Genomic DNA, 24604 nt, shown 5'->3' with positions numbered 1-24604 from the left:
TAATGCAAAATACAGAAATCAAAACTACGTGTTCCTATTGTGGAGTAGGATGCGGAATTATTGTAAAAAATGATTCTAAAAATGGAGTGACGGTTACAGGCGATAAAGATCATCCGGTAAACAGAGGAATGCTTTGTTCAAAAGGTATGAACTTACATTATGTTGTCAATGATACTTCGGACAGGATTTTGTATCCCGAAATGAGATGGAGTAAATCACATCCAAAAGAAAGAGTAAGCTGGGACGCAGCTCTTGACCGTGCAGCAGCTGTTTTTTCTTCTATCATAAAAAAACACGGACCGGACAGTGTTGGTTTTTATATCTCCGGACAATGCTTGACCGAAGAATATTATCTGGTTAACAAATTAGTAAAAGGCTTTCTAAAAACTAATAATATTGACACAAACTCCAGACTCTGTATGAGTTCGGCAGTTGCTGGCTACAAAAAAACATTTGGTGAAGACTCAGTTCCAATCGCTTATGCAGATATTGAACTGGCTGATACTTTCATGATAACGGGGGCAAATCCAGCTTTTTGCCATCCAATTCTTTTTAGAAGACTGGAACAGCATAAAGAAAAAAATCCTAAAGTAAAAATAATCGTTGTCGATCCAAGAAAAACGGATTCGGCGCTGACTGCCGATTTACATTTGCAGATTCTTCCTGGTACTGATATTGTTTTATACCATGCCATTGGAAAACGATTAATCGAGAAAGGATATGTCGATTCGGATTTTGTGAAAAATCATACCGAAAACTTTCAGCTGTACAAAGACCTTGTAAATAGCAGTTCTTATGAAAATGCATCCAAAATTTGCGGCGTTACCGTAAATGATATTCACTTAGCTGCAGAAATGATTGGCAAAGCCAGAGGATTTATTTCTATGTGGGCTATGGGGCTTAATCAAAGTGCTATTGGTGTTGATAAAAATACCGCTTTATTAAACCTGTCATTGCTTACTGGTCAAATAGGAAAACCAGGATCGGGACCATTCTCATTAACAGGACAACCCAATGCAATGGGAGGGCGAGAAGTGGGAGGGATGGCTAATTTATTGGCAGTTCATAAAGAATTAGGAAACCCTGATCACCGTAAAGAAGTTGCTGATTTTTGGGGTGTAGAATCTATTTCAGAAAAACCTGGATTGACAGCAACTGAAATGTTTGATGCTTTAGAATCTGGAAAAATGAAAGCGGTTTGGATTATCTGCACCAATCCGATGGTAAGTTTACCAGATTCCCGCAGAGTTGAAAAAGCACTGCAAAATGCCAAATTTGTTGTCGTTCAGGATATTTCTCATAGTGCAGACACGGCAAAATTTGCCGATTTATTACTGCCTGCTGCAGGCTGGCTTGAAAAAGAAGGTACGATGACCAACTCCGAGCGCCGTATATCATATCTGCCAAAAGGAATTAACCCTCCCGGTGAAGCATTATCTGATGTTGAAATCTTGTTGAATTTTGCCAAAAAAATGAAATTCTCAGGTTTTAATTTTGAAAATACTGAAGCTGTTTACAAAGAATACTGTCTGATGACAAAAGGCACCAACATAGATGTTTCGTATTTAAATTATTCAAGGCTGAAAAACGAAGGGACTTTTCAATGGCCGGTTCCAGATTATGGACATTCGGGAACACCGCGTTTATTTTCGGATAAAAAATTCTTTACGCCTACAAAAAAAGCGATCTTCAATATTCCGGCCAGCATTAAGAATACTTCAGAAGAACCATCAGAACAATATCCGTTTATATTAACCACAGGCCGAATTCGTGATCAATGGCACACTATGACCAAAACTGGAAAAGTGTCCCGATTAATGACACATACTCCAAGTCCTGTGCTTGAAATAAATCCTATTGATGCTTACAAGTCAAGAATCAAAAACGGGGATATTGTTGTGGTTTCCAGCAAGAATGGTGAAGTACGCGTTAAAGCTAAAATAACTGATACTATAAAAGAAGGTGTTCTGTTTTTGCCGATGCACTGGGGAAAACAATTGGATAATGATTTGAACAGAACTAACAATCTGACTAATACGCTCGTTGATCCAATCTCCAAAGAACCCGATTTTAAATTCACCACGGTATGCGTAACAAAATACGTTAAGCCTTTCCAAAAGATTGCTGTAATTGGCGCTGGGGCTGCTGCTTTCCGTTTCATTCAGAATTATCGGGAAATTAATAATACCGATGAAATTATTGTTTTCTCAAACGAGGAAAATCCATTTTATAACCGCGTTTTATTACCGGAATATGTTACTGCAGAATTGTCTTGGGAAAGTCTTTTGAAAATAAAAGATGATGCTTTAGGACAATTAAACATTACAATGAAATCGGGCGTTGCTATTGAAAACGTAAACGCAGCCGATAAAATTATAACAGACAGTCAAGGCATAAAACATCAGTTTGATACCTTGATTATGGCAACGGGAAGCCGTCCTTTCATTCCCGAAAATGCACAGCTTCATCTGCCAGGCCGTTTTACCATTAGAAAGAAAAATGATGCCGACCGATTAAAAGACTACCTAGACGGAACCATGCTTCCAGCCGAAGAACAGCATGTAGTCATTGTAGGCGGCGGTCTGTTAGGGCTGGAATTAGCAGCGGCGCTTAAACATAAAAAAGTCAAAATAACAATTATACAAAGAGCTTCCAGATTAATGGAACGTCAGCTGGATCGTATTTCCAGTAAACTATTGGCTGAAGAAGTACAGTTAAGAGATATTCAGATTTATTTTGATAATGAGGTAAGTACCGTATTCGAAACCGAAAATGCAAACGAAATAGAAATCGCTCTAAAAAGCGGGCGAATCTTAACCGCAAATGCTATTGTTTATACGATTGGAACAATTCCGAATATTGAATTGGCTAAAGAAACAGGATTAGCCTGCGGACGCGGTGTAAAAGTAAATCAGTATTTACAAACTTCCAATCCTGATGTGTTTGCGATAGGCGAAATTGCCGAATTCAATAACCAATTATTCGGAATCACTTCTGCTGCCGAAGAACAAGCCGACATTTTAGCTAATTTTATTGGAGGCGACATCAGCAGTTTTTACAAAGGATCTGTGCTGATGAATATTCTGAAACTAGAAGACATTAATCTGTGTTCTATTGGTGAAATTGAAGTGCCTGAAAATGATGATTCCTATGAAGAAATTGTTTTTGCTGATTTAGGAAAACGTTATTATAAAAAATGCATCGTAAAAAATGATTTACTCGTAGGTGCTATCCTGATGGGTGATAAAAACGAATTTGCCGAATTCAAAACAATGATTGAAAGCAAAATCGAATTGGCCGACAAGCGCAACACTTTATTAAGAGGAAGCGGATCAGAAGCTAAACCTGTGATAGGGAAATTAGTTTGTTCCTGCAGTCAGGTTGGACATGGTAACATTGAAGAAACCATTAAAAGCGGTGTAACCAATTTTACAGAATTATGCAGAACTACTGGTGCAGGATTAGGCTGTGGCAGCTGTAAAACTGAAGTTAAAGAAATATTGGCTAAATGTAAATAAGTTTATTGTTTGTTGTTAATAGTTTGTTGTGAGCAGCTATAAACAAAAAACTATAAACCATAAACAAAAAAAAAATGGAATTAACGAGACTCATTGTAAAAGGCGGAGTAATATCTCCGGGGGAATTACGAGAAATTGTAAATATGGGGCTGGAGCAAGGACTTGACGCCATCTCTTTTGGATCAAGACAGGACATCATATTTCCAAAAGGGTTCCAAAGCAATACTGCCGAAAAAATTGGAAAACATCATTTTGTATATCCCAATGAAAAAAGCGGTAACAATATCGTTTCGTCTTACGTAGCGACCGATATTTTGAGTAATACACCTTGGCTTACAGGAAATAAATTCCTTTATATCCTTGAGCAGTTCAAGGAAAATCCAAAACTTAAGGTCAATATAACCGATCCCAAGCAGCAAATCGTTCCGCTGTTTACAGGGCACATTAACTTTATAGCCTCACATCACGAAGACTATTGGTTTTTGTACATACGTCTCCCAAAATGGGACAAAATGGAACTTTTTCCAGTATTGATCTACAGCTGGGACATTGGAAAAGTCTACTACGAAATAGAAAAAATTCTTCAGGAAGAACCGGATACAATTGATATGATTTTCCAGCTCGTTAGTGAATTGGACACCAATAACAGAACAATTGATCAGCCGTTGAACATTTCGTTTTATCCTTTCCCGTATTACGAAGGCATGAACAGACTCGGAATCGATCAGTACTGGCTTGGACTTTACTGGCGCAACAACCTGTATGATCTGCAGTTCCTAAAAGAAATGTGTGATTTATGTTTTGACTGCAAGATTGGAAAAATATGCATCACTCCTTGGAAATCCTTTATCGTAAAAGGAATCCCAAAAGAGCGAAAACTTGACTGGGAAAAGTTCTTAGGCAAAAAAGGAATCAATGTGCGCCACTCCCTTCTTGAGCTTAACTGGCATTTGCCTGTAGCGATGGAATGGGCATTGAATCTAAAAACGTTCCTAGTACGCACACTGGATCAGTTTGACATCAGTACCTATGGTCTTACCTTCGGACTGTCAGATTATAACCGTGACGGGCATTATTTTACCTCAATAGTAATTGAAAAAAACGATCCGCCAAAAGATCTCGAATCGATTAAAATACGGGATACTTTCAATGTGCTGCATGCCAAAAATTTCGACCCAAACACCCGAGAATACGTCGTACACGCACAAGATGTTGACAAACTGGAATTACCCAATATTCTTATCGAATTGAGTAAAAAATATTTTGAAGAATTAGGTACCAGCGTATTGGAATTTCAAAATGCCAAAGCTAAAAAAGAAACCAAAACACTAGATATTCATCAATGTCAGGAGTGTTTAACCGTATATAATTCCGAATATGGCGATGTCATTCAAGGCATCGAAAAAGGAATTCTTTTCAAAGATTTACCAGAGGACTATTGCTGTTCTTTGTGTGAAGCACCAAAAAACAGTTTCATCCCTTTGATAGAAGCCAAAGTATAGCCAAAATAGTCTGCTGCATTTTATTTGGACGTGTCACCATAAAGCAAAAGGGCCAAATCATCATTGCGGTGATTCGGCCCTTTTGCTTTATGCTGTCGGGCTGTCCGCGTTACTTCGGTAACTTGCTCCCATTCCTCACGCGTTACTGCTCAAAAGAAAGTTGAGCGGTTAAATAATCCAGAGTACTTAAATTTATCGTATCAGTTTTAAATTTGCCTCAAAATGAAGACAGAATAAATAAAGTTTTTGATCATTGGATAAGAAGATGGAGGAACTTTACAGGTACGGTTGTAAAACAAAGTGATTTAAGACAATTGTCAAAGACTGAATTGTTTTTGAAAGGGAATAATAAAATCAATATTTACAAAACAAATTCTCCTTTTAATACCGTTACCGCTTCAACCGAAATAAAAACCTTGTCATCAATTATTTCGGTACTCATTATTTTTTCATTAGTAAATGAATCAACAATATAGGTTTTTATTTTAAGTTTTTATAAGGGTTAGGTGAAAAAAAATATAGAGTTACTGAGTATTATGATTTCTCCACCAAGTGTCTATTATTGAGTGGTTAGAATCAAATAATTCACCTATTTTTGGTAAACAATAATTAAGATTTTTAGAAACTGCTTCTTGAACAAAACGCTCCGCAGGTTCAGTCCATGTATGCTGTGCCAAAGCAAAACCAGCCCAATGCACCGGCATCATGTTTTTTACATTAGCATCTATGGAGGCTTGTATGCTTTCTTCGGGATACATGTGAATCTGGTGCCAGTTTTCATTGTATTGGCCACATTCCATAAAAGCAAAATCAAATGGTCCCAAGCGAGTGCCTATTTCTTTGAAATGTCTGCCGTAACCGCTGTCACCACTGAACCAAATATTTTCTTTTTCCGTTTTTAATGCCCAGCCACCCCAAAGAGATTTTGCTCTATCAGTCAGTCCTCTTCCTGAAAAATGACGGGTCGGGGTAAAAGTTATTTGGATTTCATCAAATGAATTTTCATCCCACCAATCGAATTCAGTGATTGTATTTTCGGGTATTCCCCAGGAAACTAAATGTCTTTTGACTCCCAGAGCCGCGTAAAACTGTTTGGTTTTGCTTCTGAGTTTTTGAATGCTGTCATAATCCAAGTGGTCGTAATGGTCATGGGATAGGAGTACTAAATCTATTTCTGGAAATTCCTCTATGAGATCCAATGTGTTTTGGCTGAATCTTTGAACAGCAAAAGGAGCAATAGGTGCCGCATTGGAACCAAACATTGGGTCAATAAGAATTGTTTTGCCGGCTAACCGCATCAATACTGCCGAATGTCCATACCAAATGCTTCGCATTGACGGATGAGGTTCAAGAAACAGTTCTTTATTAAATGGGACAATGGGTAGAGCATTCTGAGGTTCTCTGCTTTCTTTTTTACAAAATTGTTTGTATAATAATTTGGGCAGCGTCTGAATGCTGATATTCATTTTGGTAATTTCTAAATTTTCGAAGATTTTTCCATTCCAGTACTTTGACTCAGCATATTTTTCAATATCAGATTTTTTAGGTTTTGCACCAAATTGTTTTCTCATCGCATTTCAATTTTGTCTTTTTTAGTATTTATAAAGGTAATTTTCTATTCATTAAACTCGCCAATATGCCAAAGAATACCAGACGGATCATGAATAAAACATTCTCTGCCCCAAGGCATTTCTCGAATGGGCACTAATTTTACATTTTCATATTTGACAGTTAAATTCAGTTCCAAAAGCTTAATCCAAAATTGTTTGACATCATCGACTTCTAAAAAAAGCATTGTATTGTCAATCCAGTCTTTGACATAGGCATCCTGCAGATAGAATCCAATTCCCTTGGTTTCAAAATAAGAAAAATTAGGTGCCAATATAATTTCATTAAAACCTAAGTCCTGATAAAAACTTCGTGAAATTTCAAAGTTTTTGGAACCTATAAACGGTCGGATTGATTTGGCATTGTGCATTTTTTTAGTTTCTAAGTTTCTGAGATGCTAAGATACTAAGTAATTGTCAGTTCCAGGAGATTTTTAGAAAATGGGAAAAGTTTTTTTGAAAATTATATTAAGAACTGACGTTAAGTAAAATAGTTTTAAAAAATCTTAGAAACTTAGCATCTCAGTAACTTAGAGTCTTTTCTCAATATCTTAGAAATTTAGCTCTTCAGCAACTTAGAATCTTTTCGAGCTTCATTCTCTTTCACCCTAAAAATAACAATTTGTTCAATCAGCCAGTAAGGAATGGGATGGTCAACAGGAAACTGAACGGAACCTTTTCCTTGTTTGTAATTAGAAAGCTCATTAGAAAATTCTTTGTGTCCCGTTGGCGTGGCATAAAATCCGATGTGGTTTTTATAGCCTGCAAAATAGACCAAGGGCTTTCCATAAATTTTATAGGCAGGCATTCCATAGGAAATGCTTTCAGCGGCTTCCGGCGCATTTTTTGTAATGGCGTTGCGAACATTTTCCAGAAGAACCTGAATGTCTTTTGGGAATGTCTGAATGTATTCGTCAACGGATTTAAAATTAATTTTCATGGTTAATTTTATTTTTAATCAATGAATATAACGCTTAACGAAGTTACAAATAAAAAAGCAGATCTGCTGAATTCAGAATTATTCTAAACTAAGATTTTGAAGTGTAACTATAATTTTTATCTATAGAAAAAAAAATTAGGATAAAAATAATTTTGGTAAATTAGTCTAAGTTTTTAAAAATCATTACATTATGGAAAATAATACAAATCATGAATCCTCAAGTGTCAATCCGGTCAGCGGTGAAGGCAAATGTCCATTTTCGGGAGCAGGCACACAGCAAAATGCCACTCCAAAACCAAGAAATCATAACTGGTGGCCTGATCAGTTAAATTTAAATGTTCTGCGTCAGCACTCTTCGCATTCCAATCCGATGGGTGAAGATTTCAATTATGCCGAAGAGTTTAAAAGCCTTGATCTGGCTGCTGTAAAAAAAGATCTTTTTGCATTAATGACTGATTCGCAGGACTGGTGGCCGGCTGATTATGGTCATTATGGACCTTTCTTTATCCGTATGGCGTGGCACAGTGCGGGTACGTACCGTATTGCTGACGGACGTGGCGGAGGCGGAGCAGGAACACAGCGTTTTGCTCCGCTCAACAGCTGGCCGGATAATGTCAATCTGGATAAAGCGCGCCTGCTGTTGTGGCCGATTAAACAGAAGTATGGCAAAAAAATTTCTTGGGCAGACCTGATGATTCTTGCCGGAAATTGTGCACTGGAATCAATGGGTTTAAAAACTTTCGGTTTTGGCGGGGGGCGTGCCGATGTTTGGGAACCAAATATTGATATTTACTGGGGTTCCGAAGGAGAGTGGCTTGGAGATAAACGTTACAGTGGTGAGCGTGAACTGGAAAATCCATTGGCAGCAGTACAGATGGGATTAATTTATGTAAATCCAGAAGGACCAAATGGAAATCCTGATCCTGTTGCGGCTGCAAAAGATATTCGGGAAACCTTCGCCCGTATGGCAATGAATGATGAGGAAACCGTGGCACTTATTGCTGGAGGACATACTTTTGGTAAAACGCATGGTGCGGCAGACCCAAATGAATATGTAGGACCGGAACCGGCGGGAGCAATCATTGAAGAGCAGGGGCTTGGATGGAAAAACAGTTTTGGATCGGGACATGGTGAGCATACGATAAGCAGCGGACTGGAAGGTGCCTGGACAACAACACCTACTAAATGGAGTAATAACTTTTTTTGGAATCTATTTGGCTACGAATGGGAATTATCCAAAAGTCCAGCCGGAGCGCACCAATGGAAGCCTAAACACGGAATGGGAGCAGACTCTGTTCCTGATGCGCATAACCCAGCATTACGCCACGCGCCAACAATGCTTACGACCGATCTTGCCTTGAGATTTGATCCTATTTACGAGCCTATTGCTAGACGTTTTCATGAAAACCCAGATGTGTTTGCGGATGCGTTTGCCCGTGCATGGTTTAAATTAACCCACCGTGATATGGGACCAATTGCCCGTTATCTAGGCCCGGAAGTGCCTGCGGAAGTACTTATTTGGCAAGACCCAATACCAACTCGTAACTACCAATTAATTGACGAAAATGACGTCACATTGTTAAAAACGAAAATAGCCGATTTAGGATTGTCTGTCTCACAACTGGTTTCCACAGCCTGGGCTTCGGCTTCAACGTTCCGAGGTTCTGACAAAAGGGGAGGAGCCAATGGTGCCCGTATTCGTCTCGCTCCGCAAAAGGATTGGAAAGTAAACAATCCTGAGCAGTTAGCAAAAGTTTTGGAAAAACTTGAAGGTCTTAAAAATGAATTCAACACTGCCCAATCTGACGGAAGACAGGTTTCGATAGCCGATTTAATCGTTCTGGCAGGTAATGTCGGAATTGAGAAAGCAATTCAAAAAGCGGGACAAAGTGTAACAGTGCCTTTTACACATGGAAGAACTGATGCGTCACAAGATCAGACAGACATAGAATCATTTGCGGTTTTAGAACCGGAAGCAGATGGATTCCGTAACTATTTGAAAACGCAGTATACGTTTTTGGCAGAGGAACTTTTAATTGACAAAGCACAGCTGCTGACACTAACCCCGCCTGAATTGACAGTACTTTTGGGAGGTCTTCGTGTTCTTGATATTAACTTTGACCAATCCAAAAATGGAGTGTTTACAACCCGTCCGGAAACATTGACCAATGATTTCTTCGTGAACCTGCTTGATTTGGGCAATATTTGGAAGAAATCTGCTGATGCAGCAGATGTATTCGAAGGTTTTGACCGCAAGTCGGGAGCTTTGAAATGGACAGGAACGCGTGCCGATTTAATATTTGGTTCCAATTCTGAGCTTCGTGCGCTTGCTGAGGTTTATGGTAGCGGGGATTCTCAGGAAAAGTTTATACAGGATTTTGTGAGCGCCTGGACCAAAGTAATGAATTTGGACCGCTTCGACTTAGTCTAATGGCTAAATTTATAAATACTGAAAAAGGTGACCTGAAAACTGGTCACCTTTTTGTTTTTTAAAGCATTGAGATTTTTTTAAGTTCCGTCATTCGTGTACCAGCAAGCTAAACGGGTATTTTTTCAATTATAATTTCAGAGCCTGATTTATCAAAATAAGTGCAGGTCATTTCGATTATGTCCACTCTCCATTTTGCAATACCGCATTGTCCCGCGTGACTGCAAAACGTTAAATAATCGGTCTGTCCGTCTTGGTGCATCGCTAAAAATTCGATGAAACGTTCTTTATTGGCTGAGGAAGCAACTTCTATTTCATCATATTTTTCATCCGAAGTAACGTTGTAATTATTAACGCCAAAATATTGCACGTGTCCGTCATTTACAAAAGTATCATATCCTTTTACCCCCAAAATAATTAAATCCTGTATGTAATTTGGGAAATCAGCACCGCTTTTTACTTTAGAATGAGCTTCTTTTATTTGTTCAATTGTAAACATATTTCGTTGGTTTTAAAATTAATCATAAACTCAAAATTTGATTGTTGTTTTTTTGGAGCAGAAGGATTTGTTATTTTTAGAAACATCGTCCCGCTATCCGTTACACACAAGCGATAGCGAACTGACGAAGTAATCTTATAAGTCAAACCCCGGCTTATAAGGATTTCTACTTTTATAGGGGCTAAAAAACAGCTTTTTGCAATTATCCTAAAACCAAAAATACAAGAATTTACCTTATAAATTTACAAAATCAGCAGTTTTAGGAAAAACGCCCATAGCTTCGACAACAATCTGCGGCGTCGGACTGGCCAGTTTTCTGAGTTTTGTGTCCATCCAGGCGCCTTCTACCGTAATGACTGCGCACAAAACATCCTCTCTATACAATTCGTGCACAATAGACCAGCGCGAAGCATCGGCTTTCAATTTTGCCATTTTGGTCTGCATAATGATCTCATCCGAAATATTGATTTCTTTTCGGAACACACACTCTTCTCTGAATAAGATTGGTCCAATGTGTTCCTTTTGCATCACTTTTAATGTCAGTCCCAACTGATTCAGGATTTCAACACGATGCTGTGCCCCAAAATCATAATAAGCACTGTGGCGCAGGTGAAAATTGGGATCTAAATCAGACCAGCGAAAGGAAAGCTGTTTGCTAAATGTAGCCATGTATAAGTAAATTTATGTTTTTTTATGGGCTAAGATAGTAAGGATTTTTAATGTGCAGGTATAACTTTTTCCCAAAATTATTAATAAAAATAGGCGGGTTTAGTTTTAAATTTTGGTAATTTGTATTTATAATTAGTACCTTCATTATTGTATTGAAGAACCATTAAAAGAACCAATTTTGAATCTGCAGCTCAAACATAACTCTGAGGATTATGACCAATTTATTTTTTGCCTTGAAGGTGTACCAGATGTTGAGGTAATGACTATTACTGACGCAGTCAAAAATCTTGAACAGCTGGCGCTCGAACAGGGTATTGCAAGTATCTATAAGACTTGTGATACTATTGAAGGACTGGAAGAAAGCTTAGGTACGCTGCTTTATGATGATCACAATTTCAAGGATTATGTAATTATTTATTTGGTCATGGAAGGCAGAAGAAATACGATCTGCCTCAATAATTATTACTACAGTTTTGAAGAAATTGCCGAAATTTTTGAAGGTAAAATGAAAGGTAAAATTCTGCATTTTGCCAATACTAAAGTACTTGACCTAAAAGAGGAAGAAGCACAATATTTTCTGGATATTACTGGCGCGCTCGCTGTTTCGGGTTATGGTGTGGCTGATAAAAGTATGAACAGTAATTTATTAGACAAGGCATTCTTTAGTTTATGCCAGGAACTGGATGATGTTGTTGAAATAGTAGAAGAATTGCATCAAAAGCATTATGCGATGTGTAAATTACTTGATTTTAGATTGTATTATTAAATGGTACGAAATTAAAATGGGCAGTTTTACAGTCTTGCTTTTTGCGATACAACTGCTAAATTATTTATTATTTTCCATTCATTATCAGTATCCAGCACTAAGGTATTGTATGAAATAAAATGATTTTCTGCACTTTCTAAACGAAGTTTAACCGAAGCAATTGTTTCGCTCACATCAATGTTTTCAATTGTCATTATTCTAGGCAGTCCGCCAAAAACTCCGTCTCTGACATTTGCCAGATATTTTTCTCTTTCTATTATAGTCACGCCTGGAGTTCCCATAAAATGATTACTGGTTACACGAAAATCTTTATGCAGGACTTTGTTTAACAGTTTTGTGTCGCTGTTATCGCCTCCTTTTACAAAATCGGTGATGGCTTGTTTTATTTTGTCAGTCATTGCTGTTTTTGTTTGTTTTGTAAAATGTGTTATTGTTATTAAACATATAAGTTTTTAATTTGAATAAAATTGAGTAAAATCAATAGGTCATTTAAGTTAAATCATTTAAAACTAACAAAAGAGCACGGCATTCGCTTTTAAAAGTTTCTGACACGAATTACACTAATTTGCACGAATTAAGATTACTATTGAATTACACAAAATATTCGAAATTGTAAAAACTTGTAAAATTTGGTTTCAATTTTGATAAGAATTAGTGTTAATTAGTGAAATTCGTGTTTAGCTTTTTTTAAATGCGAATGCTGTGACAAAAGAACAAGTTTACCTTATATTAACTTTTAAAAACTTATATGACTTATATGTTGAAGAATATTAAATTTTGAATTCAGCCAGTTTCTGAACGATTTTCTCTCTTTGGTACCAGTCATTGTAGACTAACTCTAATGTACTGATTTTTGAAGTTCCAAAATCATGATTTCTGTATTTTTCTATGCAGTTTATAAATTGGCTTGTATCGTTTAATTTTTGTCTGAATCTCAGTGCGGTTATATGTGCTGTTGTCAGTGGATACCTGCTGTCGATGCTTTTTTGTAAGCTCGATTTTCCAAAATTGTTTCTAAGATTTTCTCTAATTTGATTTAAGGTTTCTGTTTTTGGATACCCCTGAATCATAATGGCAGCGTCGGAAGCGGTTATTCCTTTGAATTCAATTTCAAATTCACTTAATGATTCTAAACTTTTTGTTATGATTTCAGAATAATCATTAACATTGATAGCGGCTAAATTAAATTCCTCGTAACAAGAGATAATTGACAGCGCGGTTATATGTAAATCTGGGTTTGAATAGTAATATTGTTCTGGTTCGGTTTTCTTTAATTCGTTCAGGAAATCCTGAATCTTATTTTTGGTTTCAATTTCTGGTCTGATGACCAAAGTTATTCCGAATCTCTTGTCTGCAGGATTATCAATATTTAAATCGACGGCATAATCATCATTTAAAATTTTTTGGCTGGACTGATTATATAAATCATCGTAGAGTTTATGTAAGTTCTTGATATGCATATTGAGTTTAACGGAAAAATGGGTCAAAAATATGTTGACCGTAGCAGTCAATGAAAAAGCTGAGATTATATTTTCAAATATAGGACGTTTTTTTGCAGATGACCAAAAGACTTCTCAATTTTATGCTGCTGTTTATTTTTGAAATCAATGAGCCCAGATGGAAGCGGTATCCTTTTTATCCCGATTTTTTTCGGGATAAAAAGATACAAGCGTACAGCTGGATAAAGCTCCTAAAAAATAAGCTGTCAGGAATCAGTGCATTTTTAATTTTTAATGTTCTCCGCATTGATTTCGCTGGTTTCATCTGTAATATTTCGTTTTGTTCAATTAGGACAGTATTTGTTTTTATTTTTTTAAATACGCCTTTCAAGATGTATATTTGTTTCCGAAAATGTAATTTTGCAGACAAAAATTAGCGACAAAATTGAATGTAATGAGTGATAAATTTACTGTTGGCAGTTTATATGCTGGTATTGGCGGAATATGTCTTGGTTTTAAAAAATCAGGATTTGATATAAAATGGGCCAATGAATTTGATAAAAACGCCTGTATCACTTACAGAAATAATTTTCCGCACCAGCTCATTGAAGGCGATGTTCTGCAGTTAGATATTGATGCTATTCCAAAAATAGATATACTCACCGCTGGTTTTCCCTGTCAGCCATTTTCGGTAGCCGGCTATAGAAAAGGATTTGATGACAATAGAGGTAACCACTTTTTCCGAATACTGGATTTTGTGGATACCATGAGGCCTAAAGTGGTGTTTTTGGAAAATGTCAAAAACCTTTATACTCATGATCACGGCAAAACTATGAAAGTCATCGAGCAGTCCTTAAGAGACAGAAATTATTCCTTTCAGGCCAAGGTTTTGAATACCAAAGATTATGGAAATATTCCTCATAACAGAGAGCGGATATTTATGGTTGCATTTGATAAAGATGAATATCCTGATGCCGAAAATACTTTTGCATTTCCAGAGAAAGAGGAACTTACAAAGACCATAAAAGATGTTATCAGTAAAGAAAAAGTTGACGACAATTTCTATTATGGAGCAGATAAATATATGTTTAATATGCTCAAAGATACCATGAAGTCTGAAGATACTGTTTATCAGTTCAGACGCCAGTATGTGAGGGAAAACAAATCGAATGTCTGTCCGACTTTGACAGCAAATATGGGAACCGGAGGGCATAACGTACCGCTTATTAAAACAGAATTCGGTTTCAGAAAACTAACTCCACGAGAATGTCTTCGCTTTCAAGGTTTTCCGGATACGTTCAAAATACCGGAAAAAATTGCCAATTCAAGTGTTTATAAACAAGCAGGAAATTCTGTAAGCGTGCCCGTTATTCAGGCAGTTTCAAAAAATATACTGAAGGTTTTAAAAGGGACTAAATAGTTTTCAATTCCTGAACGAAATTTTTAATGGGTTTCATGTCACCGCTTTGTATGTAATAATTGCCCGCATCCATTTTGGTGTATTGGTTCAGTATTGCGTTTTGAGGTAAAACATGCTCATTTTTTATTGCTGCAATTATATCGGAATTGGTGCTGTAACCTGCAATATCAAAATACCAGGTGTTTGCAGAAAGTATATTGTCAATAGTTTTTCGGTCTATTTCATTGTTTAAAAACAATCGTTCCGTTTTAAAAAGTTTTTTGATGTCAGGCTGAATTCTGACTAAAACAAAATAATCATATGAAACTGAAGTACCATTATTGAGCAGAATGTTTGGGATATACTGCGCCTGATGATTCCAGTCCTTTGTTTCCAGCAGCAGTAAATTAGACTGAGAAGCAGCCGATTTTACATTGATTTTTTTGCCCTGAATCTCTAAATCCGAATCATCCCAAATGCCTTTTGGGTAAATGCCAAAATCGGGCTCTTTTAGTTCCAGACCTTCCGATTTTAAATAATTATAAAGAACAGCTTCGGCTAATTTTCCTTGGAATGTATTGCAGAATTTTTCGCCTCCTTTTCGGTCATACTGCCCGCCGGTTCTGCAGTCCCGATGATGTCCTGTTCCAAAACACATTTCATAGGCAAAGACAGTAACTTTTTCTATGGTTTCTTTTGAAATTAGTATTCCTGCAAATGCTCTTTTATTATTGATATTATAATTGTTTGAACCCGCTGGGCTGTCTAATTTCATCATCTGTTTGCTTATTATTCTTAGTGTTAGGTTTTTACTATTTATAAATGTAAATCTAATTTTCTGATTTAAATAGGTTTTTATTATAAAACTGGTGACAATTATGTTTAATTTCTTTCTTATTTAAAATATTCAATGACAAATGAGTAAACTTCTGCTTACATTTAAAAGCGCTGGCTGTACGTTTTAAACGCTGATAACACGATTCCTCAAATAACAAATACTTTTAGATTCAAATATTAATCCTTACTTTTGAACCTCATAAAAAAAATAAATTATATGGCGACTATAACATTAGGAGGAAATCCAATACACACTTCAGGTGAATTACCAAAAGTTGGTTCAAAACTGGCTGATTTTAAATTGGTTAAAAACGATTTGTCAATAGCTGATTTAAGCTCTTTTGCAGGGAAGAAATTAGTTTTGAATATTTTTCCAAGTATTGATACTGGAACTTGTGCGACATCTGTTAGAAAATTTAATGAAAGTGCCGGCAGTTTAGCAAATACTGCTGTTTTGTGTATTTCAAGAGATCTTCCATTTGCACAAAAACGTTTTTGCGGTGCAGAAGGTCTTGAAAATGTTGTAAACTTATCTGATTTTCAGGAAGGCACTTTTGGTAAAAACAATGGTTTAGATATTGTTGACGGACCATTAGCTGGTTTACATTCCCGTGTAATCATCGTTACTGATGAAAACGGAGTGGTAACACACACAGAGCAAGTTGCCGAAATTGCAAACGAACCTAATTATGAAGCTGCTTTAGCAGTACTTTAAAAGTTTATATGGAATTTCAAAAAGACAATACCTTACTTACGGGCCGATTGAAAAGCGTGAAATACGCTTTTCTTGGTGCCGTAAAATTAATAACTACCGAGCACAGCATCATGGTTCAGTTTTCTATTGGAATCCTTATGACCATTGCAGGTTTTTATTATCATATTTCTACAACTGAGTGGCTTTTTCAGACTATGGCTGTCGGTTTAGTAATGAGTATAGAAGGATTGAATACCGCAGTTGAAAAAATTGCCGATTTTATTCATCCTAATTATCATGAAAGAATTGGTTTTATTAAAGATATTGCAGCTGGAGCCGTATTTTTTGCAGCATTAACAGCAATTGCAGTTGGTCTTATTATTTATATCCCAAAATTTTTATAGGCTCAATTAAATTCAAGAATGGCAAAATCTACAAAAAAAGAAACTTTAGATAAAAAGAGTGAATCAGAATCTAAGGGAATAAAGTCATGGAAATTAACCAAACAGCATCGTATTGTTTTTGGGGCTCTTCTGGTTTTATTTTCAGTAGCATTATTGGCTGCGTTTGTTTCCTTTTTCATTTATGGGCAGATAGATCAAAGTGCTGTTTCTGAATTGACAGACCGTAAAGAAGAAGTTCAGAACTGGCTCGGAAAATTCGGAGCCTATCTTGCGGATTTAATTATTTACCGCGGTTTTGGTATTGCTTCTTTTCTGTTTGTACGCTTATTTTTCCTTACCGGAATGTATTTGGTTTTGGGACTTTCTGTCAAAAAACTGAAGGGAACCTGGTTTTGGGATTTATTTGCCATAATAATTATATCTGTTTTATTTGGATTTTTTGCAACCTCAGTGCCTGTATTGGGCGGAACTATCGGATATGAACTGAATTTGTTTATTCAGGATTATATTGGAAAAACGGGGACATTATTAGCTCTTATTTTCGGTTTGATTATTTATTTGATTTTTAAAATACAGGTGTCTCCTGAAAAGGTGCAGTCGTTTTTTGAAAGTACTAAGAAAGAAATCAGCGAAGACAGGGCTGAAAGTGCCATGGCAGTTACAGCCAATGAGCCTAGTTATAATCTGGAGGAATTTGCAGTAGAAGAACCTGTCGAGGAAGAAGATGAGGAACTGCTGGATAACATTCATTTAAAAACAGTTAATTCCCAATTTGAAATTAATAAAGAGGCTTTGAAGCCTACAATTTCAAGTGCTTCTGAAATTAATCTGGAGCCGACGCTCAAACCGCTTCCAATGGATATTCTGCCTCCAAAAGAAGAACCTGTAAAAGATGAAGCTTTTGTAATAGAAAAAGCGGTTGAAGAAGATATTATCGAAGATAATCTGGCATCTCGCCTCGTTTCAGATTTTGGGCTGTTTGATCCTACTTTGGATCTGTCCAATTACAAATACCCGACTATTGATTTATTAAAAGAGTATTCATCGGGCGGTATTACTATCAATCAGGAGGAATTAGAGGAAAATAAAAATAGAATTGTAGAAACGCTCCGCAATTACAAAATCGAAATTGCGCAAATCAAAGCAACCGTTGGTCCATCGGTGACTTTATATGAAATTGTTCCTGAAGCCGGTATCCGTATTTCAAAAATCAAGAGTCTGGAAGACGATATTGCCCTGTCACTTTCGGCATTGGGAATCCGTATTATCGCTCCGATTCCTGGAAAAGGGACTATTGGTATTGAGGTTCCAAACAAGAATCCGACAATGGTTTCTATGAAAAGTGTGATTGGCTCTGCCAAATTTCAGGAAGCAGAAATGGAACTGCCTATTGCTTTGGGTAAAACCATTTCGAATGAAACTTTTGTAGTTGATCTGGCGAAAATGCCTCACTTATTGATGGCGGGTGCTACAGGACAGGGAAAATCGGTTGGACTGAATGCAGTAATTACTTCGCTGCTTTATAAAAAACATCCTGCCGAGATTAAATTTGTTATGGTTGACCCTAAGAAAGTCGAGCTGACACTTTTTAATAAAATCGAAAGACATTATCTGGCCAAACTTCCGGATACTGATGATGCAATTATCACTGATAATGCAAAAGTGGTCAATACTTTGAATTCGCTTTGTGTGGAAATGGATAACCGTTACAATCTGCTGAAAGATGCGATGGTTCGAAACATAAAAGAATACAATGAAAAATTCAAGTCCCGAAAATTAAATCCTGAAAACGGACATCGCTTTCTGCCTTATATCGTTTTGGTAGTCGATGAGTTTGCCGATTTGATTATGACCGCAGGAAAAGAAGTCGAAATGCCTATTGCGAGATTGGCGCAGTTAGCCAGAGCAATTGGTATTCATTTAATTATTGCTACACAAAGACCATCTGTGAATGTAATTACAGGTCTGATAAAAGCCAACTTTCCGGCTAGAATTGCGTTTAGGGTTTCCTCTAAAATTGATTCACGGACTATTCTCGACACACAGGGAGCCGATCAGTTAATAGGACGCGGAGATTTATTGTATTCAAACGGGAATGATGTAGTAAGGGTGCAGTGTGCCTTTGTTGATACTCCGGAAGTTGAAAAAATAGTAGATTTTGTTGGTTCTCAAAAAGCGTATGCAACCGCTTATTTACTTCCTGAATTTGTTGGAGAAGACGGCGGTGTTAATCTGGAAATGGATATATCAGAAAGAGATACTCTGTTTAGAGAAGCAGCTGAAGTGATTGTAAATGCACAGCAGGGATCGGCTTCATTATTACAGCGAAAACTGAAATTAGGTTACAATAGGGCCGGCAGGTTAATTGATCAATTGGAAGCTGCAGGTATTGTAGGTCCTTTTGAAGGCAGTAAAGCCAGAAGCGTGAACATACAGGATATGGCTAGTCTGGATCAGTTTTTTAATAATGAGAATTAGATTTTTAGATTCTTGGGTTTTTGAAGTTTGGACTTTGAAATAGATCTGATAGTAGAAATTTATCTTTTTTTTAATGCTTTTAACTTTATTGCTTTTTATTTTTGCATCAAATTTCTCGTTACTTGGATCTGCGTGAGGGATAGAGAAGTCAAAGTTATTAAGTTAAGATTTCTTGATGGAGTTTCTAAGCATAATTCTCGCAAAGGCACTAAGACGCAAAGTAATGATCTGATTTCTTTGCGTCTTAGCGCCTTTGCGAGAGTGAATAAAGCTTAAAACTTAATGACATTGGGAGAAGTAACCAGCATGCTTGCAGGAGCAATAGCGGACTGACGAATTAAATAATTAGAAAATACTAAGCACAACAAAATACATAACAATGACACTACAGAATAAAATAGGAATGAAAACAATTTTGGGACTTTTGACGTTTTTTTTGATGGGATTTTCAGCTCAGGCTCAGGATGCTAAAGCAAAAGCTTTGCTGGATAAAGTTACTGCCAAAGTAAAAAGTTATGACAATATTACGATTGATTTTAAATATTCCCTGAATAATGCCAAAGAGAATATCAATCAGGACAGTAAGGGAACGGTGGTAATGAAGGGAAATCAATATGTTCTGAATTTTATGGGAATTACCAAACTTTTTGATGGTAAAAAGATTTATACAATTGTTCCTGAAGATGAGGAAATTACGGTTTCGGGTCTTAATGACAAAGATGAATCAGCTGTTACCCCTTCAAAAATGCTGACATTTTTTAATAAAGGCTATAAATTTTCGATGGATATTGTTCAGAATGCCGGCGGTAAAAAAATTCAGTACATCAAATTGGTTCCGACTAACGCTAAAGACCAAAGGAAAGAAATCTTGGTAGGAGTGGACTCTAAAACAAATAATGTCTACAACATAATCGAAATTGACAGAAAAGGTACAAAAACAACGTTGACTGTGAATTCTTTTAAAACAAATCAAGCATTGCCAAAAAATCAATTTACCTTTGCCGCAAGTAAATATCCCAATTATTACATCAATAAATTAGACTGATTATTTAGGTGAAGATTTTAGACAGATACTTATTAAAAACATTTCTCGGTACATTTGCTACGGTATTTGTTATCCTTTTTTTTGTGTTCATACTGCAGACGGTCTGGCTTTTTATAGCGGAATTGGCGGGTAAAGATTTAGATTTAATAATGGTTATTAAGTTTTTAGCTTTTTCGATGCCTCGGATTGTACCTTTGGTACTACCTCTTTCAATATTATTGGCTTCGATAATGTCTTTCGGGAGTTTGTCGGAGCATTATGAGTTTGCGGCAATGAAATCTTCCGGAATTTCACTGCAGAGAGCAATGAGGAGCTTGGTAATTGCTATTGCCATATTGAGTTTTATCGCTTTTTTATTTGCAAATAATGTGATTCCGTATGCCGAATTTAAGTTTATCAATTTCCGAAAGAATATTGCACAGGCGAAACCGGCGCTGGCTATTACCGAAGGACAGTTTAGCAATATTGGAAAATACAATATTAAGGTAAATAAAAAATCAGGACAGAACGGCAATCATCTGACGGGGATTACTATTCATGAAAAATCTCAAAATGGAGACGGCAGTAAAACGGTAATCCGTGCCACTGACGGTGAATTAGTAAGTAATGAAAAAACCAATCTTCTCCAGCTGGTTTTGAACAACGGGAACTATTATCAGGATATAGTGCCTAAAAAATTTGAGGACAGAGATAAACTGCCTTTTGCTAAAAGCTCGTTTAAAAAATACCGTATTAATATAGATTTATCCAAACTGAATAAGGTGGATACCAAAGATGAGTCGGTGTCCAATACAAACAATATGCTTAATGTTAGTGATCTGAAGTATACTTTGGATTCTTTGAATAAAAACAGAGATGCAGAGATTATTAATTTTGCAGAAAACAGTAATACTAGGGTAGCTTCGTTAAACAGTAATAATGCTCCGGTGGTGACTAAAAAGAAGCCTTTGGAGAAAAATCTGTTATCTCTTTTTGACAATAAGAAAAAAGGAGAGATTTTAGCATCAGCCAATAGTAATGTTCAGAGCATGATGTATAATATTGATGCTGCTAAAACTGAACTTGATCTTAAAAAGAAAAAAATAAACAGTCATATTTTGTCATTATACGACAAGTTTGTGATTGTATACGCCTGTTTCCTAATGTTTTTTATAGGAGCTCCGCTGGGTGCCATTATCAGAAAAGGCGGTGTTGGTTTACCAATCGTATTTGCGGTATTAATTTTCATATCTTTTCACTTTATCAATACTTTTGGTAAAAGAATTTCGCAGGAAGACGGCTTAGCTCCTTTCTTTGGTTCTTGGATGTCTTCTATGATCCTGACACCATTGGCCGTTTTACTGACCTATCGAGCAACAAATGATATTGGCTTAATCAATTTAGATGTCATATTTACGCCAATTCAAAAAGTTTTTCAAAAAGTTTTTCAAAAAATAATTCCATCTCAAAATAAAGAATAAATGTCTGCTACAAAAATACAGCTCAACACTATAGAAGAAGCCATCGAAGACATCCGTCAGGGTAAAGTAATTATTGTTGTTGATGATGAAGACCGCGAAAATGAGGGTGATTTTCTAGCCGCTGCTGATAAAGTAACTCCTGAAATGATCAACTTTATGGCTACACACGGCCGTGGTTTGATATGTGCTCCATTAACAGAAAGCCGTTGCAAGGAATTAGGGCTTAATGTTATGGTAAGTAATAATACCGATCCTATGGAAACTGCTTTTACCGTTTCGGTAGATTTGAGAGGTAAAGGAGTGACAACCGGTATATCAGCTGCCGATAGGGCCAAAACGGTACTTTCATTAGTTGATCCTGCTACTAAGCTGCATGATCTGGCACGTCCAGGGCATATTTTTCCATTGATTGCTAAACAGGGCGGCGTTTTGAGAAGAACAGGCCATACAGAAGCAGCAATTGATTTTGCACGATTGGCAGGATTTAAGCCGGCCGGAGTGATTGTAGAAATAATGAATGAAGACGGTTCTATGGCCCGTCTGCCTCAATTAGCTGAAGTGGCGAAAAAGTTCAATCTAAAATTAGTTTCTATAGAAGCATTAGTTGCTTATAGAATGCAGCACGACAGCCTGATTATTAAAAAAGAAGATTTTGATATCAATACCCGTTTTGGAACTTTCCGCCTGAGAGCCTACGAGCAGATTACAAACAAGCAGATTCATATTGCATTGACTAAAGGGACATGGAATCTTGGCGAGGCTATATTGACCAGAATACATTCATCGCAGGTTAATAACGACTTATTAGGGACACTGACCAATAATGTTGATCAGCAGCTGGATGATATGTTTAAAATTATTAATGACAATGGTAAAGGCGCTGTAGTATTTATCAATCAGGATATGTCGGCTGTAAATTTACTGAACCGCATTACTGAATTGAAAGCACTTCAGGCTGACGGTACTATGAAAGCTCCGAAAGTTGTTATTGATACGAAAGATTATGGTATTGGAGCTCAGATACTGCATGATATTGATATTTCTAAAATCCGTTTGGTGTCGAATACTGAACAAAGTAAAAGAGTAGGAATGATTGGATATGGCTTAGAAATTACTGAATATGTAAAGTATTAGTAGTCTTTAAAAAAAAGAACAAACCAATTAACTGTCATAAAATAAAGTACTTAAAAAAGGTGTAAAAAAAACAGTAGTTTTTTTACATAAAAATGTTTTGTCATCTAGAAAAACTCCTTATATTTGCACTCGCAATCAGGAATTGATGGCAACATACTGGAGAAATGGCAGAGCGGTCGAATGCGGCAGTCTTGAAAACTGTTGACTGTAACAGGTCCGGGGGTTCGAATCCCTCTTTCTCCGCCAGTAGAGAATACAAATTGAATTAAAACCCTTAAAATCGTATGATTTTAAGGGTTTTTTCCTTTTATCAATAGTCAAATTATTCATTCATACGTGAACCTAAAGGGATAAAATCGGTTACCCTAAAAAAATCCAAATCTTGGGTAACCGATTTTTCTCTTAGACTAGAATCTGCAAGGGTTCACAGCAATTGAACAACCAGTTCAATCATTGTACATCTTGTGGATTAGTCCGATTGAAGTTAAATTAATAACAACTAAAAAAGGTTACCACGATGAAAACAAAAGTATCTATTCTCTTTTATGCGAAGAAAGCTAAAGCCAGCACTAACGGACTTGTGCCTATTTACAGCAGAATTACAATCAACGGCAAACGAATTGAATTAAGCACTAATCGTTTTGTAGAAATATCTAAATGGTCAACAGAGGCAGGTAAAATGAAGGGCAACTCAGAGGAAGCCCGTTCAATAAATAGTCATCTCAATATGCTTAAAATTCAAATTGTTGATGCTGAAATGGAATTAATTCATAAAAAAATACCTGTAACAGCAGAAAGTTTAAAGAACAAAATACTCGGAGTTGATGAAAGAATAAGAATGCTTGTTCCTATATTTCAAGACCACAACAATAAAATTAAAGAGTTAGTCGGTAAAGAATATGCTCACGGAACATTAGAGAGATATACCACATCTTTAAAACATACTATTGAATTTTTGGAATGGAAATTCAATGTTTCGGATATTGATATTTCAAAAATTAATCACGCATTTATTACTGACTATGAATTTTATTTAAGAAGTGTTAGAAATTGTTCAAATAATACAGCTGTAAAGTATATTAAGAATTTCAGTAAAATAGTTAAGATTTGTTTAGCAAATGATTGGTTAGAGAAAAACCCATTTGCAAACTATAAGGCAAAAGTAAAAGAAGTTGAACGGGTTTATTTAACAGAGAAAGAAGTCCAAGATATTATTGAAAAAGATTTAGAAAATGATAGACTTTCACTTGTGCGTGATATTTTCCTTTTTAGCTGTTTTACTGGCTTGGCATATATTGATGTCAAAAATTTGACAAAGTCTCATATAAGTCTTGGAATTGATGGAGAGAAATGGATTTTTACCCATCGTCAGAAAACAGAAAGTGCTTCAAAGATTCCAATTTTACCTGTTACGCAAATGATAATTGATAAGTATGAAAACCATTCACAATGTATTTCTAATGAAAAATTACTACCTATCCTGTCAAATCAAAAAATTAATGCATATTTAAAAGAAATTGCTGGTATCTGTAAAATTGATAAAGAGTTGACTTTCCATATTGCGCGACATACTTTTGCAACAACCGTAACATTGACTAATGGAGTTCCAATTGAAAGCGTGAGCAAAATGTTAGGACACAAAAACTTGAGAACAACACAGCATTACGCAAAAGTATTGGATAGAAAAGTAAGTGATGATATGAAATTATTAAAAATGAAACTTCAAAATCCATTAGAAATGTCTGCAAAAAGCAGTTAATTATTAAATTATTTATATTAAATTTA

The 24604-nt window shown here is 36.2% G+C and carries 21 protein-coding genes and 1 tRNA gene; 14 read left to right on the top strand and 8 right to left on the bottom strand.

All coding sequences use genetic code 11. The features are described from left to right. The first annotated feature begins 2 nt into the window (after positions 1–2). From IRZ80_RS00110 to IRZ80_RS00100, 3 genes are all read left to right on the top strand, one after another. A complete protein-coding gene (locus IRZ80_RS00110; protein ID WP_194638992.1) occupies positions 3–3518 on the top strand; it encodes a nitrate reductase in 3516 nt (1171 codons plus the stop codon). Positions 3519–3592: 74 nt separating this feature from the next. Continuing rightward, entirely contained in the window at positions 3593–5020 is a 1428-nt protein-coding gene (locus IRZ80_RS00105; protein ID WP_194638990.1) for a rubredoxin, read from the top strand. Between the two features lie 212 nt (positions 5021–5232). Beyond that, entirely contained in the window at positions 5233–5496 is a 264-nt protein-coding gene (locus IRZ80_RS00100; protein WP_194638989.1) for a hypothetical protein, read from the top strand. 48 nt (positions 5497–5544) lie between these two features. Here the strand turns inward: IRZ80_RS00100 and IRZ80_RS00095 are convergent, their stop codons facing one another. From IRZ80_RS00095 to IRZ80_RS00085, 3 genes are all read right to left on the bottom strand, one after another. Next, complete coding sequence (locus IRZ80_RS00095; RefSeq protein WP_194638987.1) at positions 5545–6591, bottom strand: MBL fold metallo-hydrolase; 1047 nt, start codon at positions 6589–6591, stop codon at positions 5545–5547. Positions 6592–6635: 44 nt separating this feature from the next. Beyond that, entirely contained in the window at positions 6636–6998 is a 363-nt protein-coding gene (locus IRZ80_RS00090; RefSeq protein ID WP_194638985.1) for a glyoxalase, read from the bottom strand. A gap of 188 nt (positions 6999–7186) precedes the next feature. After that, positions 7187–7567, bottom strand: coding sequence for an iron chaperone (locus IRZ80_RS00085; RefSeq protein ID WP_194638984.1), 381 nt, complete (start codon positions 7565–7567; stop codon positions 7187–7189). A 190-nt stretch (positions 7568–7757) separates the two neighbouring features. On the opposite strand from IRZ80_RS00085, the gene katG reads away from it, so the two are divergent. Next, positions 7758–9998, top strand: coding sequence for a catalase/peroxidase HPI (katG, locus tag IRZ80_RS00080; protein WP_194638981.1), 2241 nt, complete (start codon positions 7758–7760; stop codon positions 9996–9998). Positions 9999–10104: 106 nt separating this feature from the next. Here katG and IRZ80_RS00075 read toward each other — a convergent pair whose 3' ends face one another. Further along, positions 10105–10494 (bottom strand): DUF1398 domain-containing protein, encoded by a 390-nt coding sequence (locus IRZ80_RS00075; protein ID WP_194638972.1) that lies wholly within the window; start codon positions 10492–10494, stop codon positions 10105–10107. Positions 10495–10728: 234 nt separating this feature from the next. Beyond that, positions 10729–11163 carry an acyl-CoA thioesterase gene (locus tag IRZ80_RS00070; protein ID WP_194638970.1) on the bottom strand — a complete coding sequence of 145 codons (435 nt, stop codon included), beginning with the start codon at positions 11161–11163 and terminating at the stop codon, positions 10729–10731. A gap of 178 nt (positions 11164–11341) precedes the next feature. Here IRZ80_RS00070 and IRZ80_RS00065 point away from each other — a divergent pair, with 178 nt between their 5' ends. Then, the gene (locus tag IRZ80_RS00065) at positions 11342–11929 is read left to right on the top strand and encodes a DUF6642 family protein (protein WP_317174697.1); all 588 of its coding nucleotides are present in this window, start codon (positions 11342–11344) and stop codon (positions 11927–11929) included. 26 nt (positions 11930–11955) lie between these two features. Here IRZ80_RS00065 and IRZ80_RS00060 read toward each other — a convergent pair whose 3' ends face one another. Both IRZ80_RS00060 and IRZ80_RS00055 read right to left on the bottom strand, forming a co-directional pair. Beyond that, positions 11956–12327: a nuclear transport factor 2 family protein gene (locus IRZ80_RS00060; RefSeq protein ID WP_194638969.1), complete on the bottom strand. Its 372-nt coding sequence runs from the start codon at positions 12325–12327 to the stop codon at positions 11956–11958. A gap of 372 nt (positions 12328–12699) precedes the next feature. Beyond that, the gene (locus tag IRZ80_RS00055) at positions 12700–13389 is read right to left on the bottom strand and encodes a mutarotase (RefSeq protein ID WP_194638967.1); all 690 of its coding nucleotides are present in this window, start codon (positions 13387–13389) and stop codon (positions 12700–12702) included. 433 nt (positions 13390–13822) lie between these two features. Between IRZ80_RS00055 and IRZ80_RS00050 the strand changes: the two genes are divergently transcribed. Next, the gene (locus tag IRZ80_RS00050; RefSeq protein WP_194638965.1) at positions 13823–14788 is read left to right on the top strand and encodes a DNA cytosine methyltransferase; all 966 of its coding nucleotides are present in this window, start codon (positions 13823–13825) and stop codon (positions 14786–14788) included. Here IRZ80_RS00050 and IRZ80_RS00045 read toward each other — a convergent pair. Beyond that, positions 14781–15545: a hypothetical protein gene (locus tag IRZ80_RS00045; protein WP_194638964.1), complete on the bottom strand. Its 765-nt coding sequence runs from the start codon at positions 15543–15545 to the stop codon at positions 14781–14783. The two genes, IRZ80_RS00050 and IRZ80_RS00045, sit on opposite strands and share 8 nt — an antisense overlap. A gap of 276 nt (positions 15546–15821) precedes the next feature. Here IRZ80_RS00045 and tpx point away from each other — a divergent pair, with 276 nt between their 5' ends. From tpx to IRZ80_RS00005, 8 genes are all read left to right on the top strand, one after another. Further along, entirely contained in the window at positions 15822–16319 is a 498-nt protein-coding gene (gene tpx, locus IRZ80_RS00040; protein WP_194638963.1) for a thiol peroxidase, read from the top strand. An 8-nt stretch (positions 16320–16327) separates the two neighbouring features. Continuing rightward, entirely contained in the window at positions 16328–16702 is a 375-nt protein-coding gene (locus IRZ80_RS00035) for a diacylglycerol kinase family protein (RefSeq protein WP_194638962.1), read from the top strand. A gap of 18 nt (positions 16703–16720) precedes the next feature. Continuing rightward, positions 16721–19180, top strand: coding sequence for a DNA translocase FtsK (locus IRZ80_RS00030; protein WP_194638961.1), 2460 nt, complete (start codon positions 16721–16723; stop codon positions 19178–19180). A 403-nt stretch (positions 19181–19583) separates the two neighbouring features. Beyond that, a complete protein-coding gene (locus tag IRZ80_RS00025) occupies positions 19584–20225 on the top strand; it encodes a LolA family protein (RefSeq protein WP_194639628.1) in 642 nt (213 codons plus the stop codon). An 8-nt stretch (positions 20226–20233) separates the two neighbouring features. Further along, a complete protein-coding gene (locus IRZ80_RS00020) occupies positions 20234–21685 on the top strand; it encodes an LptF/LptG family permease (RefSeq protein WP_194638960.1) in 1452 nt (483 codons plus the stop codon). After that, positions 21686–22819: a 3,4-dihydroxy-2-butanone-4-phosphate synthase gene (gene ribB / locus IRZ80_RS00015; RefSeq protein WP_194638959.1), complete on the top strand. Its 1134-nt coding sequence runs from the start codon at positions 21686–21688 to the stop codon at positions 22817–22819. 158 nt (positions 22820–22977) lie between these two features. Then, positions 22978–23065 (top strand) — tRNA-Ser (locus IRZ80_RS00010). A 271-nt stretch (positions 23066–23336) separates the two neighbouring features. Next, positions 23337–24578 (top strand): site-specific integrase, encoded by a 1242-nt coding sequence (locus IRZ80_RS00005; protein ID WP_194638958.1) that lies wholly within the window; start codon positions 23337–23339, stop codon positions 24576–24578. Positions 24579–24604 lie beyond the last annotated feature (26 nt).

The sequence above is a fragment of the Flavobacterium sp. HJJ genome (assembly GCF_015351475.1).
Taxonomy (GTDB): Bacteria; Bacteroidota; Bacteroidia; order Flavobacteriales; family Flavobacteriaceae; genus Flavobacterium; species Flavobacterium marginilacus.
Note: the sequence above shows the minus strand (reverse complement) of the source record. Positions and strands in the feature narration are given on the sequence as shown.

Coding starts and splice junctions, on each gene's coding strand:
- IRZ80_RS00055 (WP_194638967.1), bottom strand. CDS start 13,389: ATGCATATCAAGAACTTACATAAACTCTACGATGATTTATATAATCAG.
- IRZ80_RS00060 (WP_194638969.1), bottom strand. CDS start 12,327: ATGACTGACAAAATAAAACAAGCCATCACCGATTTTGTAAAAGGAGGC.
- IRZ80_RS00105 (WP_194638990.1), top strand. CDS start 3,593: ATGGAATTAACGAGACTCATTGTAAAAGGCGGAGTAATATCTCCGGGG.
- IRZ80_RS00005 (WP_194638958.1), top strand. CDS start 23,337: ATGAAAACAAAAGTATCTATTCTCTTTTATGCGAAGAAAGCTAAAGCC.
- IRZ80_RS00110 (WP_194638992.1), top strand. CDS start 3: ATGCAAAATACAGAAATCAAAACTACGTGTTCCTATTGTGGAGTAGGA.
- IRZ80_RS00035 (WP_194638962.1), top strand. CDS start 16,328: ATGGAATTTCAAAAAGACAATACCTTACTTACGGGCCGATTGAAAAGC.
- IRZ80_RS00045 (WP_194638964.1), bottom strand. CDS start 15,545: ATGATGAAATTAGACAGCCCAGCGGGTTCAAACAATTATAATATCAAT.
- ribB (WP_194638959.1), top strand. CDS start 21,686: ATGTCTGCTACAAAAATACAGCTCAACACTATAGAAGAAGCCATCGAA.
- tpx (WP_194638963.1), top strand. CDS start 15,822: ATGGCGACTATAACATTAGGAGGAAATCCAATACACACTTCAGGTGAA.
- IRZ80_RS00090 (WP_194638985.1), bottom strand. CDS start 6,998: ATGCACAATGCCAAATCAATCCGACCGTTTATAGGTTCCAAAAACTTT.
- IRZ80_RS00025 (WP_194639628.1), top strand. CDS start 19,584: ATGAAAACAATTTTGGGACTTTTGACGTTTTTTTTGATGGGATTTTCA.
- IRZ80_RS00075 (WP_194638972.1), bottom strand. CDS start 10,494: ATGTTTACAATTGAACAAATAAAAGAAGCTCATTCTAAAGTAAAAAGC.
- IRZ80_RS00095 (WP_194638987.1), bottom strand. CDS start 6,591: ATGAGAAAACAATTTGGTGCAAAACCTAAAAAATCTGATATTGAAAAA.
- IRZ80_RS00030 (WP_194638961.1), top strand. CDS start 16,721: ATGGCAAAATCTACAAAAAAAGAAACTTTAGATAAAAAGAGTGAATCA.
- IRZ80_RS00050 (WP_194638965.1), top strand. CDS start 13,823: ATGAGTGATAAATTTACTGTTGGCAGTTTATATGCTGGTATTGGCGGA.
- IRZ80_RS00085 (WP_194638984.1), bottom strand. CDS start 7,567: ATGAAAATTAATTTTAAATCCGTTGACGAATACATTCAGACATTCCCA.
- katG (WP_194638981.1), top strand. CDS start 7,758: ATGGAAAATAATACAAATCATGAATCCTCAAGTGTCAATCCGGTCAGC.
- IRZ80_RS00070 (WP_194638970.1), bottom strand. CDS start 11,163: ATGGCTACATTTAGCAAACAGCTTTCCTTTCGCTGGTCTGATTTAGAT.